The 14,545-nt window shown below is 63.0% G+C and carries 13 protein-coding genes and 3 pseudogenes; 13 read left to right on the forward strand and 3 right to left on the reverse strand.

The genetic code is table 11. The features are described from left to right. Positions 1–117: 117 nt before the first annotated feature. The 3 genes and pseudogenes from WDX12_RS28355 (at position 118) to WDX12_RS28365 (ending at position 1,411) form a co-directional block, all read left to right on the forward strand. The gene (locus tag WDX12_RS28355; RefSeq protein ID WP_434722809.1) at positions 118–582 is read left to right on the forward strand and encodes a group III truncated hemoglobin; all 465 of its coding nucleotides are present in this window, start codon (positions 118–120) and stop codon (positions 580–582) included. 60 nt (positions 583–642) lie between these two features. Further along, a pseudogene (locus WDX12_RS28360) lies at positions 643–1,104 on the forward strand (RrF2 family transcriptional regulator). Between the two features lie 163 nt (positions 1,105–1,267). Further along, positions 1,268–1,411: a hypothetical protein gene (locus tag WDX12_RS28365; RefSeq protein WP_434722810.1), complete on the forward strand. Its 144-nt coding sequence runs from the start codon at positions 1,268–1,270 to the stop codon at positions 1,409–1,411. A 312-nt stretch (positions 1,412–1,723) separates the two neighbouring features. Here the strand turns inward: WDX12_RS28365 and WDX12_RS28370 are convergent, their stop codons facing one another. Next, a complete protein-coding gene (locus tag WDX12_RS28370; protein WP_434722811.1) occupies positions 1,724–2,413 on the reverse strand; it encodes a trimeric intracellular cation channel family protein in 690 nt (229 codons plus the stop codon). 135 nt (positions 2,414–2,548) lie between these two features. Continuing rightward, a complete protein-coding gene (locus WDX12_RS28375; protein ID WP_434722812.1) occupies positions 2,549–3,826 on the reverse strand; it encodes a M20 family metallopeptidase in 1,278 nt (425 codons plus the stop codon). A 317-nt stretch (positions 3,827–4,143) separates the two neighbouring features. Here WDX12_RS28375 and WDX12_RS28380 point away from each other — a divergent pair, with 317 nt between their 5' ends. The 7 genes and pseudogenes from WDX12_RS28380 (at position 4,144) to mnhG (ending at position 11,226) form a co-directional block, all read left to right on the forward strand. Continuing rightward, entirely contained in the window at positions 4,144–5,064 is a 921-nt protein-coding gene (locus WDX12_RS28380) for a universal stress protein (protein ID WP_434722813.1), read from the forward strand. Positions 5,065–5,181: 117 nt separating this feature from the next. Further along, positions 5,182–8,105 (forward strand): annotated as a pseudogene (locus WDX12_RS28385) (monovalent cation/H+ antiporter subunit A). Further along, on the forward strand, positions 8,096–8,437 hold the full coding sequence (locus tag WDX12_RS28390) for a Na+/H+ antiporter subunit C (RefSeq protein WP_434722814.1): 342 nt from the start codon (positions 8,096–8,098) through the stop codon (positions 8,435–8,437). Before WDX12_RS28385 ends, WDX12_RS28390 begins: the two are co-directional and overlap by 10 nt. Beyond that, positions 8,437–10,071 (forward strand): monovalent cation/H+ antiporter subunit D, encoded by a 1,635-nt coding sequence (locus WDX12_RS28395; protein WP_434722815.1) that lies wholly within the window; start codon positions 8,437–8,439, stop codon positions 10,069–10,071. Before WDX12_RS28390 ends, WDX12_RS28395 begins: the two co-directional genes overlap by 1 nt. After that, complete coding sequence (locus WDX12_RS28400) at positions 10,068–10,553, forward strand: Na+/H+ antiporter subunit E (RefSeq protein ID WP_434722816.1); 486 nt, start codon at positions 10,068–10,070, stop codon at positions 10,551–10,553. The genes WDX12_RS28395 and WDX12_RS28400 overlap by 4 nt, the downstream gene beginning before the upstream one ends. Next, a complete protein-coding gene (locus WDX12_RS28405; RefSeq protein WP_434722817.1) occupies positions 10,550–10,831 on the forward strand; it encodes a K+/H+ antiporter subunit F in 282 nt (93 codons plus the stop codon). Before WDX12_RS28400 ends, WDX12_RS28405 begins: the two co-directional genes overlap by 4 nt. Beyond that, positions 10,828–11,226, forward strand: coding sequence for a monovalent cation/H(+) antiporter subunit G (mnhG, locus tag WDX12_RS28410; protein ID WP_434722818.1), 399 nt, complete (start codon positions 10,828–10,830; stop codon positions 11,224–11,226). The genes WDX12_RS28405 and mnhG overlap by 4 nt, the downstream gene beginning before the upstream one ends. 25 nt (positions 11,227–11,251) lie before the next feature. Here mnhG and WDX12_RS28415 read toward each other — a convergent pair whose 3' ends face one another. Further along, positions 11,252–11,377 carry a hypothetical protein gene (locus WDX12_RS28415; RefSeq protein ID WP_280177797.1) on the reverse strand — a complete coding sequence of 42 codons (126 nt, stop codon included), beginning with the start codon at positions 11,375–11,377 and terminating at the stop codon, positions 11,252–11,254. A 736-nt stretch (positions 11,378–12,113) separates the two neighbouring features. Between WDX12_RS28415 and WDX12_RS28420 the strand changes: the two genes are divergently transcribed. From WDX12_RS28420 to WDX12_RS28430, 3 genes and pseudogenes are all read left to right on the forward strand, one after another. Further along, on the forward strand, positions 12,114–12,281 hold the full coding sequence (locus WDX12_RS28420; RefSeq protein WP_434725722.1) for a DUF1127 domain-containing protein: 168 nt from the start codon (positions 12,114–12,116) through the stop codon (positions 12,279–12,281). A gap of 787 nt (positions 12,282–13,068) precedes the next feature. Then, positions 13,069–13,898, forward strand: a pseudogene (locus WDX12_RS28425) (RNA ligase family protein). A 2-nt stretch (positions 13,899–13,900) separates the two neighbouring features. Beyond that, the gene (locus WDX12_RS28430; RefSeq protein ID WP_434722819.1) at positions 13,901–14,125 is read left to right on the forward strand and encodes a hypothetical protein; all 225 of its coding nucleotides are present in this window, start codon (positions 13,901–13,903) and stop codon (positions 14,123–14,125) included. Positions 14,126–14,545: the final 420 nt, after the last annotated feature.

Consider the following 14,545-nt stretch of genomic DNA (forward strand, 5'->3'; position numbering starts at 1 on the left):
GCAGGACGGGGCCGCAGGCCCGGTTCAGTATCTCCAGATCGGCGACGCTCCCCAGGAACCCTCGCACGCGGCAACTTGGCGACGGCGTCAAGAACTTGAGGAGACGGTTGAGCGCAAATGAGCCGAAACAGTCGAAGCAACAGCACGATCATCGTCGATGGCGCGCCGCTGGCACAAGTACTCGACGAAACCATGATCCGTAGCGTAGTTCACGGCTTTTATGATGAAATTCGCCGCGACGAGCTCCTAGGCCCCATCTTCCATGGCAGGATACAGCCTGACGAGTGGCCGGGTCATCTGGCAAAAATGTGTGACTTCTGGTCCGCGACATTGCTGCGAACTGCCCGCTACGACGGACGGCCCCTGCCGCCGCATCTAGCGATCGTGGGCCTCGGCGAGGCGCATTTCCGGCGTTGGCTGAAGCTGTTCCGCGCCACGGTGCGCCGCATCTGTCCGCCTGACGTTACGGCGCTGTTCATGAATCGAGCCCTGCGTATTGCTCACAGTTTTCGCCTGGCCGTCGCCTTCAGCCGTGGCGAGCCAACGATTGGCGTCGAACCGATCGCTGAGAACGACCTGTGATGCAGAATTGGCATATGGGTGGTTCCCATAAAGGCAAGCCAATCCAAGGAGCAACCGCCCATGAGGCTGACCAACTTCTCGGACTTCGCCTTGAGGATGCTGATGTACGCGGCCTCGGCCGGCGATCGCCTGATCACAATCGAGGAAACCGCCCGTACCTTCAAGGTGTCGAAGACGCATCTCAACAAAGTCGCCAATACCCTGACGCGCAGCGGCTACCTGAAGGCGGTACGTGGCCGCTCCGGCGGCCTCGCTCTGGGACTCCGGCCCGAGATGATCCGGATCGGCGACGTCATGCGGCTGACCGAGCCGGATTTCGCCGTTGTGGAGTGCTTTGCCACCGAAAACCAATGCGTGCTCACCGGCTCCTGAAAGCTTTCAGGCATGTTCGGCGAGGCGATAGCCTCATTCCAGAGCGTGCTCGACCGTTACACATTGGCCGACGTCGCACTGATGCCCCAAGATTTCCTTGGAGGGACATCGCACCCCCGAGCTTCTGGCGTGGCACCAGGCGGTAGATGAGGTCGATATCGCGCGTCGGGACACAGCGTTGGCCGTAAAAAATCGAGAGACGCAACATCTCGTCATTGGATCAATTGGGCCGGGTACACAGCGTTGCAGCCACCTACACAGGCCCGTCGCTCTTTCATCGGACGCGTGCCGATTTTTCGCAGGAGACGAGCCCATGGCTGAGCCAAAGAAGAACGTTACGCCGATAGAAAAGCAGTTTGAGTCTGGGATCGATCCAGACAACAGTTTGTTGCCGATGCTGATCGGCGGCCTCGTCCTGATCGTCATCGGTGCGATCATCGTCATGATGCTTGTCTAGTTCCTGAATGACGTAGCCGCCATCGGATGACGACATGCGTTGTCGGCGCAAGACCACCAAGAAGGCGAGAACCGCGTCAGCGCCATCTTCGTCGCACCCCGGCTCGCAATCGCCGTAATATCAGGTGATCGCTTGGTGACCCGTTCAGAACGCGCTGGGCCGTGAAAGCATCGAAGCTTGCCGCCCAGCGGCAATTTGACGTGAGCAAAGACTGACAGGGAAACATAGGCGCTCGACCCTGTCAGCAGTGGCCAGCGAATGGGATCGGCCGCGCCATAAGCTTGTACTTCCGAACACGGCCAAGCCCATCGATCATTCGCCCGGTTTCTCGTCATCAGAAGGGTCCGAGCCCGCCCGGCCGCGAGCGGAGAGATGCGCGACGGGCAGATGCCAGCCGTGCCTGATCGCCATGAAGCGAAGGCCGAAGCACAAAACCCCTCCGGCCATAGCAGAGATGCCATAGGAGAGACCGATCATGTCGCCGCCGACGACGATCGCCGCCCCGGCGAGTGCCGCGACCGCATAAAGATCCGAACGCAGCACCTGCGGGATCTCCGCGAGAAGAACATCGCGCGTCATGCCGCCCCCGATGCCGGTCAACATACCCAGAAGCGCGGCCATCATCGGGCTCAGCTCGAACTCGATCGCCTTTTGCGCACCGGCGACCGCGAAGAACGAAAGGCCTACCGCATCGAACAGCAGCACGGGACTGCGCAGCTTGTCCACGCCAGCATACCAGAAGAAAGTGACGAGGCCGGCTAGGACCGAAACCAGCAGATACCGGCCGTCGGTCAAGGCGGCCGGCGGGACCGCGCCGATCAGCACGTCGCGGGTGATCCCGCCGAGATTTCCCGTCACGAAGGACAGAACGAGGATGCCGAAAATGTCGAGGCGGCGATTGACCGCCGCAACCGCCCCGCTGATCGCGAAAACGAAGGTCCCGCCCAGGTCGAGAAAATACACTAGGGTTTCAATTGTGATCATGACGGCTCCGCCGCGCAAACTTAACGCATCGAGCCGAAGGCACGAAACGGCATTCGAAAGAGCCTGAGGCGCCAATAGACGGCCGGGCGCGCCGGACGATCACAAATAAGGCTGCCCGTTCCGGACAAAGCCGACCCATCCGATCCAAAGGATTCAGTTCGCCTTCTCGCCGAGCCAGGCCAGCGCGCCGACGACCAGCGCCTCGATGCCTGTTTCCAGCGTGGGATGCAGGACGGGCGCGAATTTCGGGCTGTGGTTGACGGGCAATTCGTTAAGCCTGCCCTGCGCCTTGGCCTTGGCATAGACCTTGGGGTCGTTTCCGCCCACGAACCAGAACACCGACGGCACCTGCCATGCGGTGCCGAAGCAGCCGAAATCCTCGCTCGCCGGAGCTGGTCCAGTGTGCTTTACCCGCTCGGGCGAAAAATAGTCGCGAAACGCCTCAGCGATGCGGTTGCTGGCGGTTTCGTCGTTCACGTTGAGCGGGTAGCGGTCGAGCGGCGTGATCTCCGGCTTGCGCGGGGCGCCGGAGGCTTCGGCCTCAGCGCTGACGATCCGCTCGATCGCGGCAAGCACGTGCTTGCGCACGCTCGCGTCGAAGGTCCGAACGTTTAGCTTAATGACGGCGTCGTCAGGGATGACGTTCTCCTTCGTGCCGGCCTGCAGCACGCCGACCGTGATCACCGCGGCGTCGGTTGCGGCTACCTCACGGGACACGATCGTCTGAAGCCGCAGTACGACGGATGCCGCCATGACCACGGGATCGACGCTGGCCTGGGGCATCGAGCCATGCGCGCCTCGTCCGAACAGCCGGATTTGCAGGCTGTCCGCCGCGGAAGTGATCGGCCCCGCGCTACCGGCTACGGTGCCTGCAGGGCCGACCATGACATGCTGGCCGAGCACGACGTCAGGCATCGGGAACCGCTTCAGGAGGCCGTCGTCGATCATGGCCTGGGCTCCCTGGGCGGTTTCCTCCCCCGGCTGGAAGACGACCATCAGCGTGCCATTCCAGGCATCGCGCGCCTGCGACAGAAGCGTCGCGGCAGCCACCAGCCAGGCGACATGCATGTCGTGGCCGCACATATGCCCGACCGGAACGGTGTTGCCTTCAGCATCCGTTGCCGTGATCTTGCTGGCGTACGGCAGCCCTGTGCTCTCGGCGATCGGCAGCGCATCCATGTCAGCGCGCAGCATGACCGTAGGCCCCTCGCCATTGCGAAGCAGTCCCACCACACCCGTCGTGCCCACCCCGGTGGTAACCTCGTAGCCGGCTTTCTTCAGCCTATCGGCTGCGACGCCCGCGGTGCGTGTCTCCTGCATCGACAGTTCGGGATGGGCGTGGATGTCTTTGTAGAGCGCCTCAATCTCGGGCAGCAGCCCGGTCAGGCCCCGCAGCAGTGCGGACGCACCTTTTGCATCGGTTTGCGCCATGACCAACTCCCCTGTCCCCGCGTCGAAGGCAGCTTGCCTATGGTTGGGTCCACTGACGGCTGTGCCGTCAGCATCGGCCCCTTGGTGGGATGACAGGCAGCCGTCAGAATAATTGTTTGTTGGCAACCGCAGCAAGGCACATTCAAGCGATCAACCGATCGTGACCCCCGGAACAGGGTCTTCCCGATCAGCCATCGGCGCGCCAGCGGGTGCTGTACGCAGTCCCAGGGACGAGGCGGACTCCGTCCGATGCGGGTGGACGACTGTTCTTCCAGAGGGCCGATGCTATATCGTTGTGCAAATGTCCGAGGCACCTCATGTCAAACACCTCACGGGAAAAGGGTGAAGACGGCGCGCTGGCTGAGACGACGCGGCGCGCACCGAGCCATATCATCCTTGCGACGGACTTTAGCGCGCGGTGCGATCGAGCGCAGGACCGGGCGGTGCGGCTTGCAATCCAGTGGAATGCGAGCCTTACCGCGGTGCACGCTCTCACCGACATGGCGCTGACCGAGGACACTTCCGTGCGCGACGCGTACAGGCGGGCGGCAATGCGCAATGCCGCCTCTCTCCGCGAGGAGCTTGCCTGCGTTGATGGCCTTCGTTCATCCGTGATCGTGGAGGAAGGGCCAGTCGACTGGCTGGTGCTCGAGATAGCGGCAAGGGAACGGGCGGAGTTGATCGTTACCGGGATAGCGCGGTCAGGGCCGCTCGCGCAGGTGCTGGTGGGAAGCAATGTCACAGCGCTTGCCCGAAAGTCCCCCATCCCGTTGTTGGTCGTGAAAAAGAGAGTGCTAGACACCGACGAGCGCGCTTTCGTCGCTACCGATCTGTCAGAGTCTTCCAAGCTTGCCCTGATGGTTGCCCTGCGATGGTTTGGACTGAGGCGGCTGTGCCTCTTCCATGCGTTCGAGCCGCCTTACCGCGGCTTCGCTCATGATAGCGCGGACTATGATCGACAGTTCGAAACGAAATCGCTTGACCAATGCCGCGACTTCCTCCGGGAGGTCGCCGGCGAGGAAGCCGTCGCGAAGTTCGACATCGTTGCCCGCCGCGGCGATCCGGTGATGGGCCTGCAGGTATTGACCAACGACGCCGACACCGACCTCGTGATCGTCGGAACCCATGGCAGGACGGGACTGCTTCACGCGGTCGTCGGCAGCGTGGCATCGCGCGTCCTCGAGGCGGTTCCCTGCGATGTCCTGGTGGTACCCAGCAGGCAGCGGAAAGCCCACTAAACAGCTTGGGAAGACCGCGACGCGAGCATCTGGCCTGTCATTGGCGGACAATCATCGATGGCGTAGAAGCGCAGGATAACGCACAGTCAGACCGCCCGCTCAGCTTCAAGGAGAGTGATGGAGCTTTATTCGCTGCCTCTGATCATCGCTCTTCCGTTCGTGGCAGGCCTCGCGGCCACCTTGCTTCCGTCGGACTCGCGCGCACCCGCGACCTGGTTGGCAGGCGCAACGACGTTGGCCTGTCTGGCGTTGACGCTCGCGCTCTACCCTTCCGTCCAGGGCGGGGGGATTGTCCGGCAAAAGTTCGAATGGATTCCCTCACTGGGCCTCGACTTTGCCTTGCGCATGGACGGGTTCGCGTGGATCTTCGCGACGCTTGTCAGCGGGATCGGGCTTCTCGTCGTCGTCTATACGCGCTACTACATCTCGCCGGAGGATGCCGTCCGCCGCTTCCATCTTTTCTTCCTTGCGTTCATGGGGTCGATGCTGGGCGTTGTGCTCGCCGGCAACCTGATCCTCCTGGTCGTGTTCTGGGAACTCACCAGCATCTTCTCCTTCCTGCTGATCGGCTACTGGCATCATAACCAGGCCGCGCGCGACGGCGCCCGGATGGCGCTGACGATCACGGCGATCGGCGGCCTTGCGCTGCTGGGCGGAGTTCTCGTAGTTGGCCATATCGTCGGCAGCTACGACCTCGACACGGTGCTGGCGTCGGGTGACGCTATTCGGAACCACAATCTGTATGTTCCGGCGCTTTCGCTGATCCTGCTAGGCACGCTCACCAAAAGCGCGCAGTTCCCCTTCCAGTTCTGGCTGCCCAACGCCATGGCCGCACCCACGCCCGTCTCGGCGTTCCTTCATTCGGCAACCATGGTCAAGGCGGGCGTCTTCCTCATGGCCCGGTTGTGGCCGGTGCTTTCAGGTACGCCTGAATGGTTCCTCATCGTTGGTCTGGCGGGAATGATCTCGCTGGTGCTCGGTGCCTATCTCGCGATGTTCCAGCAGGACCTCAAGGGACTGCTGGCCTATTCCACGATCAGCCATCTGGGGCTGATCACGCTGTTGCTCAGCCTCGGCAGCCCGCTCGCCGCGGTCGCCGCCATCTTCCACATGCTCAATCACGCCACTTTCAAGGCGTCGCTGTTCATGGCCGCCGGCATCATCGACCATGAGACCGGCACGCGCGACCTGCGGCGACTCTCAGGCCTGTTCCGCTACATGCCGATTACGGGCACCCTGGCCATGGTCGCTAGCGCTGCCATGGCCGGCGTGCCGCTGCTGAACGGCTTTCTGTCAAAGGAGATGTTCTTCGCGGAAGCGGTCGAGACCCATGCCGACTCCTGGCTGGACACAGCGGCGCCTTACGCGGCCGTTCTCGGCAGCGCGCTCGCCGTCACCTATTCCATACGGCTCATCCACTCGATCTTCCTCGGCCCGCCCCCAGAAAGCTTTCCGCGCGAGCCGCACGAACCACCCTTCTGGATGCGCTTCCCCGTCACGTTCCTGGTGGTGGCCTGCCTCGTCGTCGGCATCATCCCGGGGCTGACGATCGGACCGTTCCTGCAGGTCGCGGTGTCCTCGGTACTTGGCGCCGCGACGCCCAATACAGTCTTGCGGTATGGCACGGCTTCACCCTGCCGCTGGCGATGAGCGCGATCGCGCTGACAGCCGGCGCGCTGCTCTACCTATTCGCCGGCGACTACCTCGAACGGGCCGAAAGCCCCCTCCTTTTCGGCCGGATACAGGGGCAACGCATCTTCGAGCGGGCCATGGTCGCGATCTCATGGCGAGGCGCGCGCCTTGTCGAGCAGGTCTTCGGCACGAGGCGTTTGCAGCCGCAGATGCGTCTGCTCGTCGCCGCCGCGGCCGCCGCCGCCGCAACCCCTCTTTTCGCCTCGGGGCTTGGCTTCGGAAGCTATAGCGGCGGACGGGATGATGTCGCGTTTGCCGGCCTGTGGGGCATTGGCATGGTCTGCGCGGTCGCGGCCGCGCAGCGGGCCAAGTTCCATCGTCTCGCGGCTCTGGTGCTGCTCGGGGGAACTGGGCTTGTCACCTGCTTGTCTTTCGTCTGGCTGTCGGCGCCGGACCTGGCGGCCACACAACTCCTCGTCGAGATCGTGACAACTGTGCTCATACTGCTCGGCCTGCGCTGGCTGCCGAAACGCTCCGAAGCGCTGCGCGAGCCAAGCGGCCCGCTCGCCCGCGCGCGACATTTACGCGATCTCACGATCGCCGTCGTCGCGGGCGCCGGGATGGCGGCGATGTCCTACGCCGTCATGACGCGCAAGCCGCCCGACACCATCGCGCACTTCTTCATTGAAAAGGCCTACAGCGAAGGCGGGGGACGCAACGTCGTGAACGTGATCCTCGTCGACTTCCGGGGCTTCGACACGCTGGGTGAGATCACCGTGCTTGGCATCGTCGCGCTGACGGTGTTTGCCCTGCTGCGGCGCTTCCGCCCTGCGGCGGACAGCATCGAGCGACCGGAGCAGCAGCGTGTCCAATTGTCCTACGACGAGGCCGAGCCGGACCGGGTGGCCGGCGCGACGCCCGCGGAATACCTCTATGTGCCCTCGGTGATCATGCAATGGATGTTCCCGGTGGTGATTGTGCTGGCGGCCTATCTCTTCCTGCGCGGCCACGACGCACCGGGCGGAGGCTTCGCCGCGGGCGTGGCGATGGCGGCGGGCTTCGTCCTGCAGTACATGGCAGGGGGAACGGTCTGGGTGGAAGACCGGCTGCGCATTCTGCCGGTCAGATGGATCGGCGGCGGCCTTCTGCTGGCGGCCTTGACGGGCGCCGCCTCCATGCTGCACGGCGACGCTTTCCTCACTTCATATTTTCGGTACGTGAGCCTGCCGCTCGTCGGGAAACTCCCGATGGCGAGCGCGACCCTATTCGATCTCGGCGTGTTCAGTCTCGTCGTCGGCGCCACGGTGCTGATGCTGATCGCGATCGCCCACCAGTCAATCCGTCGCCTGCGGGCGGCTCGCCTCGAGGAGGAACGTCAGGTCGTGGAGGAACGCCGGCAATGGAACTGACGCTTGCAGTCGCCATCGGCGTTCTTACCGGATCGGGCGTCTGGTTGATTTTGCGACCGCGCACCTACCAACTCGTCATCGGCCTTTCGTTGCTTTCCTACGCAGTGAACCTCTTCATCTTCAGCATGGGTCGCCTGCGCGTAGGGGCAGCTCCCGTACTGGGTGCGGACGGCTCCGGAAATCCCGCCGACTTCGCGGACCCGGTGCCGCAGGCGCTGGTGCTTACTGCAATCGTGATCGGCTTCGCAACGACCGCTCTCTTGCTGGTGGTCCTGATCGCCGCCCGCGGCCTCACCGGCAGCGACCACGTCGACGGGCGGAAGTCGCGCTGATGGAGTGGACGCGACACCTTCTGGTCGTTCCGATCCTGCTCCCGCTGGTGACCGGGGCGTTGCTGCTTCTGATTGACGAGTCGCACCACACATTGAAGGCGCTGGTCAGCCTCGCTTCAGCGGCGCTGTTCCTAGTCGCGAGCGTGATGCTGATGTGCATGGCGAATAGCGTTCCGGCCGCAAGCGATATCGTTTCATTGTCCTACGCGGTCGCGAGTTGGCCCGCGCCGTTCGCCATAGTGCTCGTGCTAGACCGACTGGCCGCCCTCATGCTCGTCCTCGCCGCCGTCATTGGTTTCGCCTCGCTGGTGTACTCGCTCGCTCGCTGGCACAGGGCCGGACCGCACTTTCACAGCCTCTTCCAATTCCTGCTGATGGGACTTGCAGGCGCGTTCCTGACGGGAGACCTCTTTAATCTGTTCGTCTTCTTCGAGGTAACGCTGGCGACGTCCTACGGCCTGCTGCTGCACGGCTCCGGAGCATTCCGCGTCCGATCGGGACTGCACTATATTGCGATCAACCTAGCGGCGTCGCTTCTTTTCCTCATCGGCGTCAGCCTGATCTACGGCGTCACCGGCACGCTCAATATGGCTGACCTGGCGGTTCGCCTGCACGCCGTCCCGGCGGGGGACCGGATGCTGCTGCAGGCGGGTGCGGCGATCCTGGGCACCGCCTTCCTGGTCAAGGCTGGCGTATGGCCGCTCTGCTTCTGGCTTCCTTCCGCTTACATGGCTGCTGCTGCCCCAGTCTCCGCCATCTTCGTCGTTCTCACCAAAGTCGGTGTGTACGTGCTCCTGCGCCTGAGCCTGCTGCTCTTCGGCAGCCAGGCAGGCGAACTGACAGGCTTCGGCGGGACAGTCATGCTTTGGGGCGGCATGGCGACGGTCGCCTTCGCGACATCCGGCGTGCTCGCCTCGCAGGCGATGGGCAGGCTTGCTGGCTACAGCGTGCTGGTTTCTTCGGGGACCTTGCTGGCCGCTGTCGGCATGGGCGACGCGGCGGTCGTGTCAGGAGCGCTGTTCTACCTCATAAGCTCGACCCTGACGACAGCTGCCTTCTTCATGCTGATTGAACTGGTGGAGCGAGCGCGTGAACCTGGCGCCGACCTGCTCGCCGTCACCAGGGAAGCCTATGGCGAAGACGGCGGCGTGGACGAGGAACGTGACGACGAGGAAGTCGGCGTCGTCATGCCGGGCGCGCTCGCAATCCTCGGCGTGTGCTTCGGATGCGTCGCTCTTTTGCTCGCGGGTCTGCCGCCGCTTTCGGGCTTCGTCGCCAAGTTCGCTATGCTGACGGGCATGTTGAACCTGGACGGGCTCGGAACTCCCGCCGGCATCCCGCCGAGAACCTGGCTGCTGGTCGCACTGGTCATTCTGTCCGGCCTAGCGGCGCTGCTCGCCATGATGCGCAGCGGCATCGGCACTTTTTGGGCGCCGCTCGAAACCGTCGTTCCGCGCGTACTGGTGGTGGAGATAGCGCCGGTCGTCGGGCTGCTGGCTCTCTGCCTGTTCCTGACGGTCAAGGGAGGCGTGATGATCGAGTACACCGAAGCGGCGGCGCTCTCGCTGCACGATCCTTCGAGCTACATCCAAGGCGTCTTAGGCCCAGAGCAAGCGAAGGCCGTCGCCAGATGACCCGTGCGCTGCCCTACCCCATTCTGACTGCGGCGTCGCTGCTGACGTGGATGATGCTGACGTCATTTTCGCCAGGGCAGTTCATCCTCGGAGGCCTGATCGCTGTCGCGGCCTCCCGTGCGATGGCGGCGCTGCAGCCGTCAAAGCCAAGGCTGAGACGGTGGCAGCTGATCCCCCGCCTTGCCGGGATCGTGGCGCTGGACATCCTGTGCTCGAACATCGCCGTTGCGCGCATTGTGCTCCAACGCGGCGGCCGCAAACGCAAATCCGGCTTCGTGGCCATACCGCTTGACCTTCGCGATCGGACGGGGCTCGCCGTGCTCGCCTGCATCGTCACCAGCACCCCTGGCACTGCCTGGATCGAGCACGCCCAGGATTCGAACATCCTTCTGATCCATGTTCTCGACCTCGTCGACGAACAGGGATGGATCACCCTGATCAAGAGCCGCTACGAAAGTCTTCTCATGGAGATATTCGAATGACCGCCATCATACTCCTTTGGTCCGTGACGGCCGCACAGGCCATGCTGGTGGTCGCCATGGGCTGCTACACCTTCCGCTTGATCCGCGGCCCTCGCGCGCAGGACCGGATTCTCTGCCTCGATGCCATCTATGTGAGCGCCATGCTTCTGGTGCTGACGATCGGCATCCGCGCAGGAAGCCCGATCTATTTCGAGGCGGCCCTGATCATCGCAGTGCTGGGCTTCGCCTCGAGCGTGGCTTTGGCGAATTTTCTCATGCGCGGTGAGGTGATAGAATGACACACGCTGGAGCACTACCCGCCTGGGCGGCGCTGCTGACAGCTTTCCTCGTTCTCGTGGGCGCCGGACTGACCCTCCTCGGCGCAATCGGAACCCTGAGGTTCGGCAGCTTCTTCGAGCGCGTGCACGCTCCGACGTTGGGTACAAGCTGGGGAACAGGCGCCATCGTGCTCGCCTCGATCGTCTGCTTGTCGGCGCTGGGTTCGCGCCCTGTCGCGAATGAACTCCTGATCGGCGTCTTCATCACCGTCACAACCCCGGTCACGCTGATGCTGCTCGCACGCGCAGCCCTTTATCGCGACCGGGCGGAGGGAAACCCAGGCGTGCCTGCCCGATCGATCTTGCGACCACCGCGCGGCCGAGACCAGCAGGAGGAAAGTGGCGGCAGTCAATGAAGCCGCCGCCACGATTGTGGACGGCCTAGCGCCGTCGTCCGGCTCCGGCCGCCTTGGCGCCAAGTTCCGATACTGTGGCCGCCTCCTGAATTTTCCTGTCCTTGTCCTGCTTCGGCTTGCGGGCTTCTCGATTGCCGTTTCTCTTGGCCATTTCCGGTTTCCTTCGTGCATGCTGGAGCGGTCCCCCGAAGCGGACGCGCAACGCTCAGAATTTGATTCGATAGGAAGCTCCCTGGCCTGACGGAATTGATCCGTTAGGCCAGGGCTAGCGGCCTGTCTTGGGCCGCTTCCGGAAGGGAAGTCCGTGTGTTGGAATCCTGTTCACAGACACATCATGGCCAGGCTGCGCTCGAAGTCAAATGGATGGAATGCCGCACGGAGCCGCGCGGATTGCTTGCGGCGTTGCGCCCGAGTATCGCCAGCGCATGGCACTGCCAGCGTCCGAAGGCCGCACCCGGTCCCAACCCGTTGAATGGACTGCGTTCAATGGCCATATCTGGAGCATGATTATTCCGGGCAGTCGCAAGAAATACCTGGTCGTCTCGGCGTCCCTCCTGACGCGTTCGTAGCCCGAGCGGCTCGAACGCTTCCGTTCGCCGTCTCGGGAACCTTCATCCACAATTAGACAGTGTGGCACGGCGCTGCTTCCCGGCGATGCGGTGAGCGTCGAAGAACTGCGCCCGGTGCCTTCCGTCGAGCCCATGCACCGATGCCCATTCGAGGGCCGCGTGGAACGCTGCCGAGCGAACTTGAAGGAGAACGACATGTCCATATCCAACTATTCATCGAGCACGGTTCGCCGGCAGGCTCCTGCGCTTCGGCAACCGCGAGCCACCGTCGCGCAACTGTTCCTACGGGCGGTTCAACGCTGGCAACGGAACCGTGCCATGGCCGCGCTTGAGGGCCTGGACGACAGGACCCTTGAAGACATCGGAATAGCGCGAAACGAAATCCCGCAGTTGGCGGAAAGCTTCTTTAGGCCGTCGGAACATGGAAGATGGAGCTCCGTTGCAAGCCATCCGCCAATCGACCGTCAATTTCAGCGACATGTCTAGCAAGGGCAGCCGCAATGGACACGACAACAAGAACAATTGTCGCCGTGGGCCTTTTCGCCCTGATGCTCGTCGCTTTCCTGGCGATCTGAACCTCGCGTTCGGCTTGGTGGGGACCGGCGTGACTTTCAGAGACGAGGCTTGATCGGCTAGGGTGCGCATCATGTGCATGGAGACTTTCGTCAGAATTTCGAGGCTTGCGCGGCAAGGACGTATCCTTTCCCGGAGCAGACCCTCCATCCCTCGATCCCGCACGTAATCCTGCTCCGGGACCTTCCATAAGACCTGCGGTTCATTCCTGCGGCCCCTTGCGGTGCCGCGTCGATGGAGCGTTACATGAAAATTTCCCGTTCGAGGCGCATTTGCCTTTCCTGCGGCCGGTCATTGCCAAGAGCGGCCTCCCGGTGCCCTTGGTGCATAGCCTCGGTAGTCGTGCCGGCCGCGTTGGTGGATCACCCGCCGCCGCACCGTCCGCCGGCTGTCCGCTTCGCGTCGTGGCAGGTGATGCTATGAACTCCGTGCTGAGCCTGGCGCTTCAACGCGCCGACGCGGCGAGCATCGCCTTCGACCGTACTGCCGCTCGTCGGTCCGGACGCGATTCCCACGCTGGCTTTGCGTCCGGGAGGGCCGTCCATCTTGGCGACTCCGTTGCCCTCGATGAATCGCACGGCTTACCCCGAGCTAGCGGAACTGAAACGACCCTGCGCTATTGAATCGAACTGTCTGCATTGTTGGGGTTCGAATGCGTAAGCCTGCCGGCAAGGACCGGTTGTCCTTCGTTCCTCCGCTGATGCCAACCTCGGTCGATAGGCGGCCGGAGGGTGACGGCTGGATTCACGAAGTCAAATTCGACGGCTACCGATCGCAGATCGTCATTGACGAGGAAGGTGTGCGGATATTCACCCGGCGCGGTCTCGACTGGACAGCCAAGTACCGCGACCTCGTGCAAGCAGCAGGCAATCTTGGCGTTGAAACGCCATCATCGACGGCGAGATCATCGTCCTGAACGACAAGGGCCTTTCCGATTTTGGCGAGCTGCGCCGTGCGATCACCAGCCGGCAGCACGACCTCTATTTCGTCGCCTTCGATCTCCTGCATCTCAACGGGCACGATCTGCGCGACATGGCGCTGATCGACCGGCGCGAGATACTACAGGCGATGATCCCGGCCGGCGGTCGTATTCAATTCAGCGAGGCGCTGCCGGGCGCCGGTGCGGCCGTCTTTCACCTGGTCGACCAGGCGGGGCTTGAGGGCGTCGTGTCAAAGCGCAAGGACAGCGTCTATCGCAGCGGCAATTCTACAGCATGGCTCAAAGCCAAAGCCTACTCGATCGATGAATACGATTTGCTTGGCGTCGAGCGCGAGCTCGGCAAGCCTGCGTTTGCCCTGATGGCCGAGCGGGGAACAGGGCGCTATGCCGGAACGGCCTTCATCACCCTGAATCGAGAGATGCGCGAGCGACTTTGGCAAAGGGTGCAGGAGCATTCCGGCCCGCCGCCGAAGGGAATGAAGCGGCCGGCAACACAATGGGTCAAGCCGGGCTTGATCGGCCGCGTGAAACACCTACGTGGCGAAGACGACTTGCGGCACGCTTCGTTGCAGGATTTCAGGGAGGATTAGAGATGGCGGTCGCTAAGAGGGACCAGGAGCGCGTCGGCTACGCGTGGATGTATGGCCAGCAGGCGCGTAAAGACGGCAAGGAACGCGCCGTGCCCGAATATTGGGCCGAACATGCGGAAGTTTGGCTGCAAGGCTTCGACGGCGTGCCACTCGGCAACGAGCCTAAGCCGGTGAGCGAGGCGCTGGAAGCCGAGTTTGACGAAGGCGCCGTTTCGAAGTCGGGCTGAGCCACGGCGCTGCGGGTATCAGTGGCCGGTGTGGTCCCGACTACGCAGTTGCTCACGCACTTTCTGTAGTTCCAACATCGCTACCTTTAGCTCCGCGCCAATACGATTGGCGACCGCATTGATTGCAAACGTTAGGAACCCAAAGAGTCCAGCGTGCCGATACGATCCGAATGCCATGTACCCCAGGAACGCGCCCACAGCGCCCATTGCCAAGGTATTGCCTAGATCCTGGAAATCCTGTCGCCTCATCTCATGACCCCCCGTTCGATTTCCTGGCGCGATTACCTTCAAAGCCGGGCTGATCTCACCGAGGCCGGCCGGCTCGGATCATCGCGCGCGCAATCGCCAACTCTGTTTTGACCTTGGCGTTTTCCTTCTGCGCCATGTTGTCGGCAGCGACCAGTCGGCGGAGCGACCGCT

The organism is Mesorhizobium sp. RIZ17, from assembly GCF_051127865.1.
Lineage (GTDB): Bacteria > Pseudomonadota > Alphaproteobacteria > Rhizobiales > Rhizobiaceae > Mesorhizobium > Mesorhizobium humile.

Bases quoted from the DNA above. Each gene is read 5' to 3' on its own strand.
- WDX12_RS28355 (WP_434722809.1), top strand. From the start codon at position 118: ATGAGCCGAAACAGTCGAAGCAACAGCACGATCATCGTCGATGGCGCG.
- WDX12_RS28365 (WP_434722810.1), top strand. From the start codon at position 1,268: ATGGCTGAGCCAAAGAAGAACGTTACGCCGATAGAAAAGCAGTTTGAG.
- WDX12_RS28375 (WP_434722812.1), bottom strand. From the start codon at position 3,826: ATGGCGCAAACCGATGCAAAAGGTGCGTCCGCACTGCTGCGGGGCCTG.
- WDX12_RS28380 (WP_434722813.1), top strand. From the start codon at position 4,144: ATGTCAAACACCTCACGGGAAAAGGGTGAAGACGGCGCGCTGGCTGAG.
- WDX12_RS28390 (WP_434722814.1), top strand. From the start codon at position 8,096: ATGGAACTGACGCTTGCAGTCGCCATCGGCGTTCTTACCGGATCGGGC.
- WDX12_RS28395 (WP_434722815.1), top strand. From the start codon at position 8,437: ATGGAGTGGACGCGACACCTTCTGGTCGTTCCGATCCTGCTCCCGCTG.
- WDX12_RS28400 (WP_434722816.1), top strand. From the start codon at position 10,068: ATGACCCGTGCGCTGCCCTACCCCATTCTGACTGCGGCGTCGCTGCTG.
- WDX12_RS28405 (WP_434722817.1), top strand. From the start codon at position 10,550: ATGACCGCCATCATACTCCTTTGGTCCGTGACGGCCGCACAGGCCATG.
- mnhG (WP_434722818.1), top strand. From the start codon at position 10,828: ATGACACACGCTGGAGCACTACCCGCCTGGGCGGCGCTGCTGACAGCT.
- WDX12_RS28415 (WP_280177797.1), bottom strand. From the start codon at position 11,377: ATGGCCAAGAGAAACGGCAATCGAGAAGCCCGCAAGCCGAAGCAGGAC.
- WDX12_RS28420 (WP_434725722.1), top strand. From the start codon at position 12,114: ATGGCCGCGCTTGAGGGCCTGGACGACAGGACCCTTGAAGACATCGGA.
- WDX12_RS28430 (WP_434722819.1), top strand. From the start codon at position 13,901: ATGGCGGTCGCTAAGAGGGACCAGGAGCGCGTCGGCTACGCGTGGATG.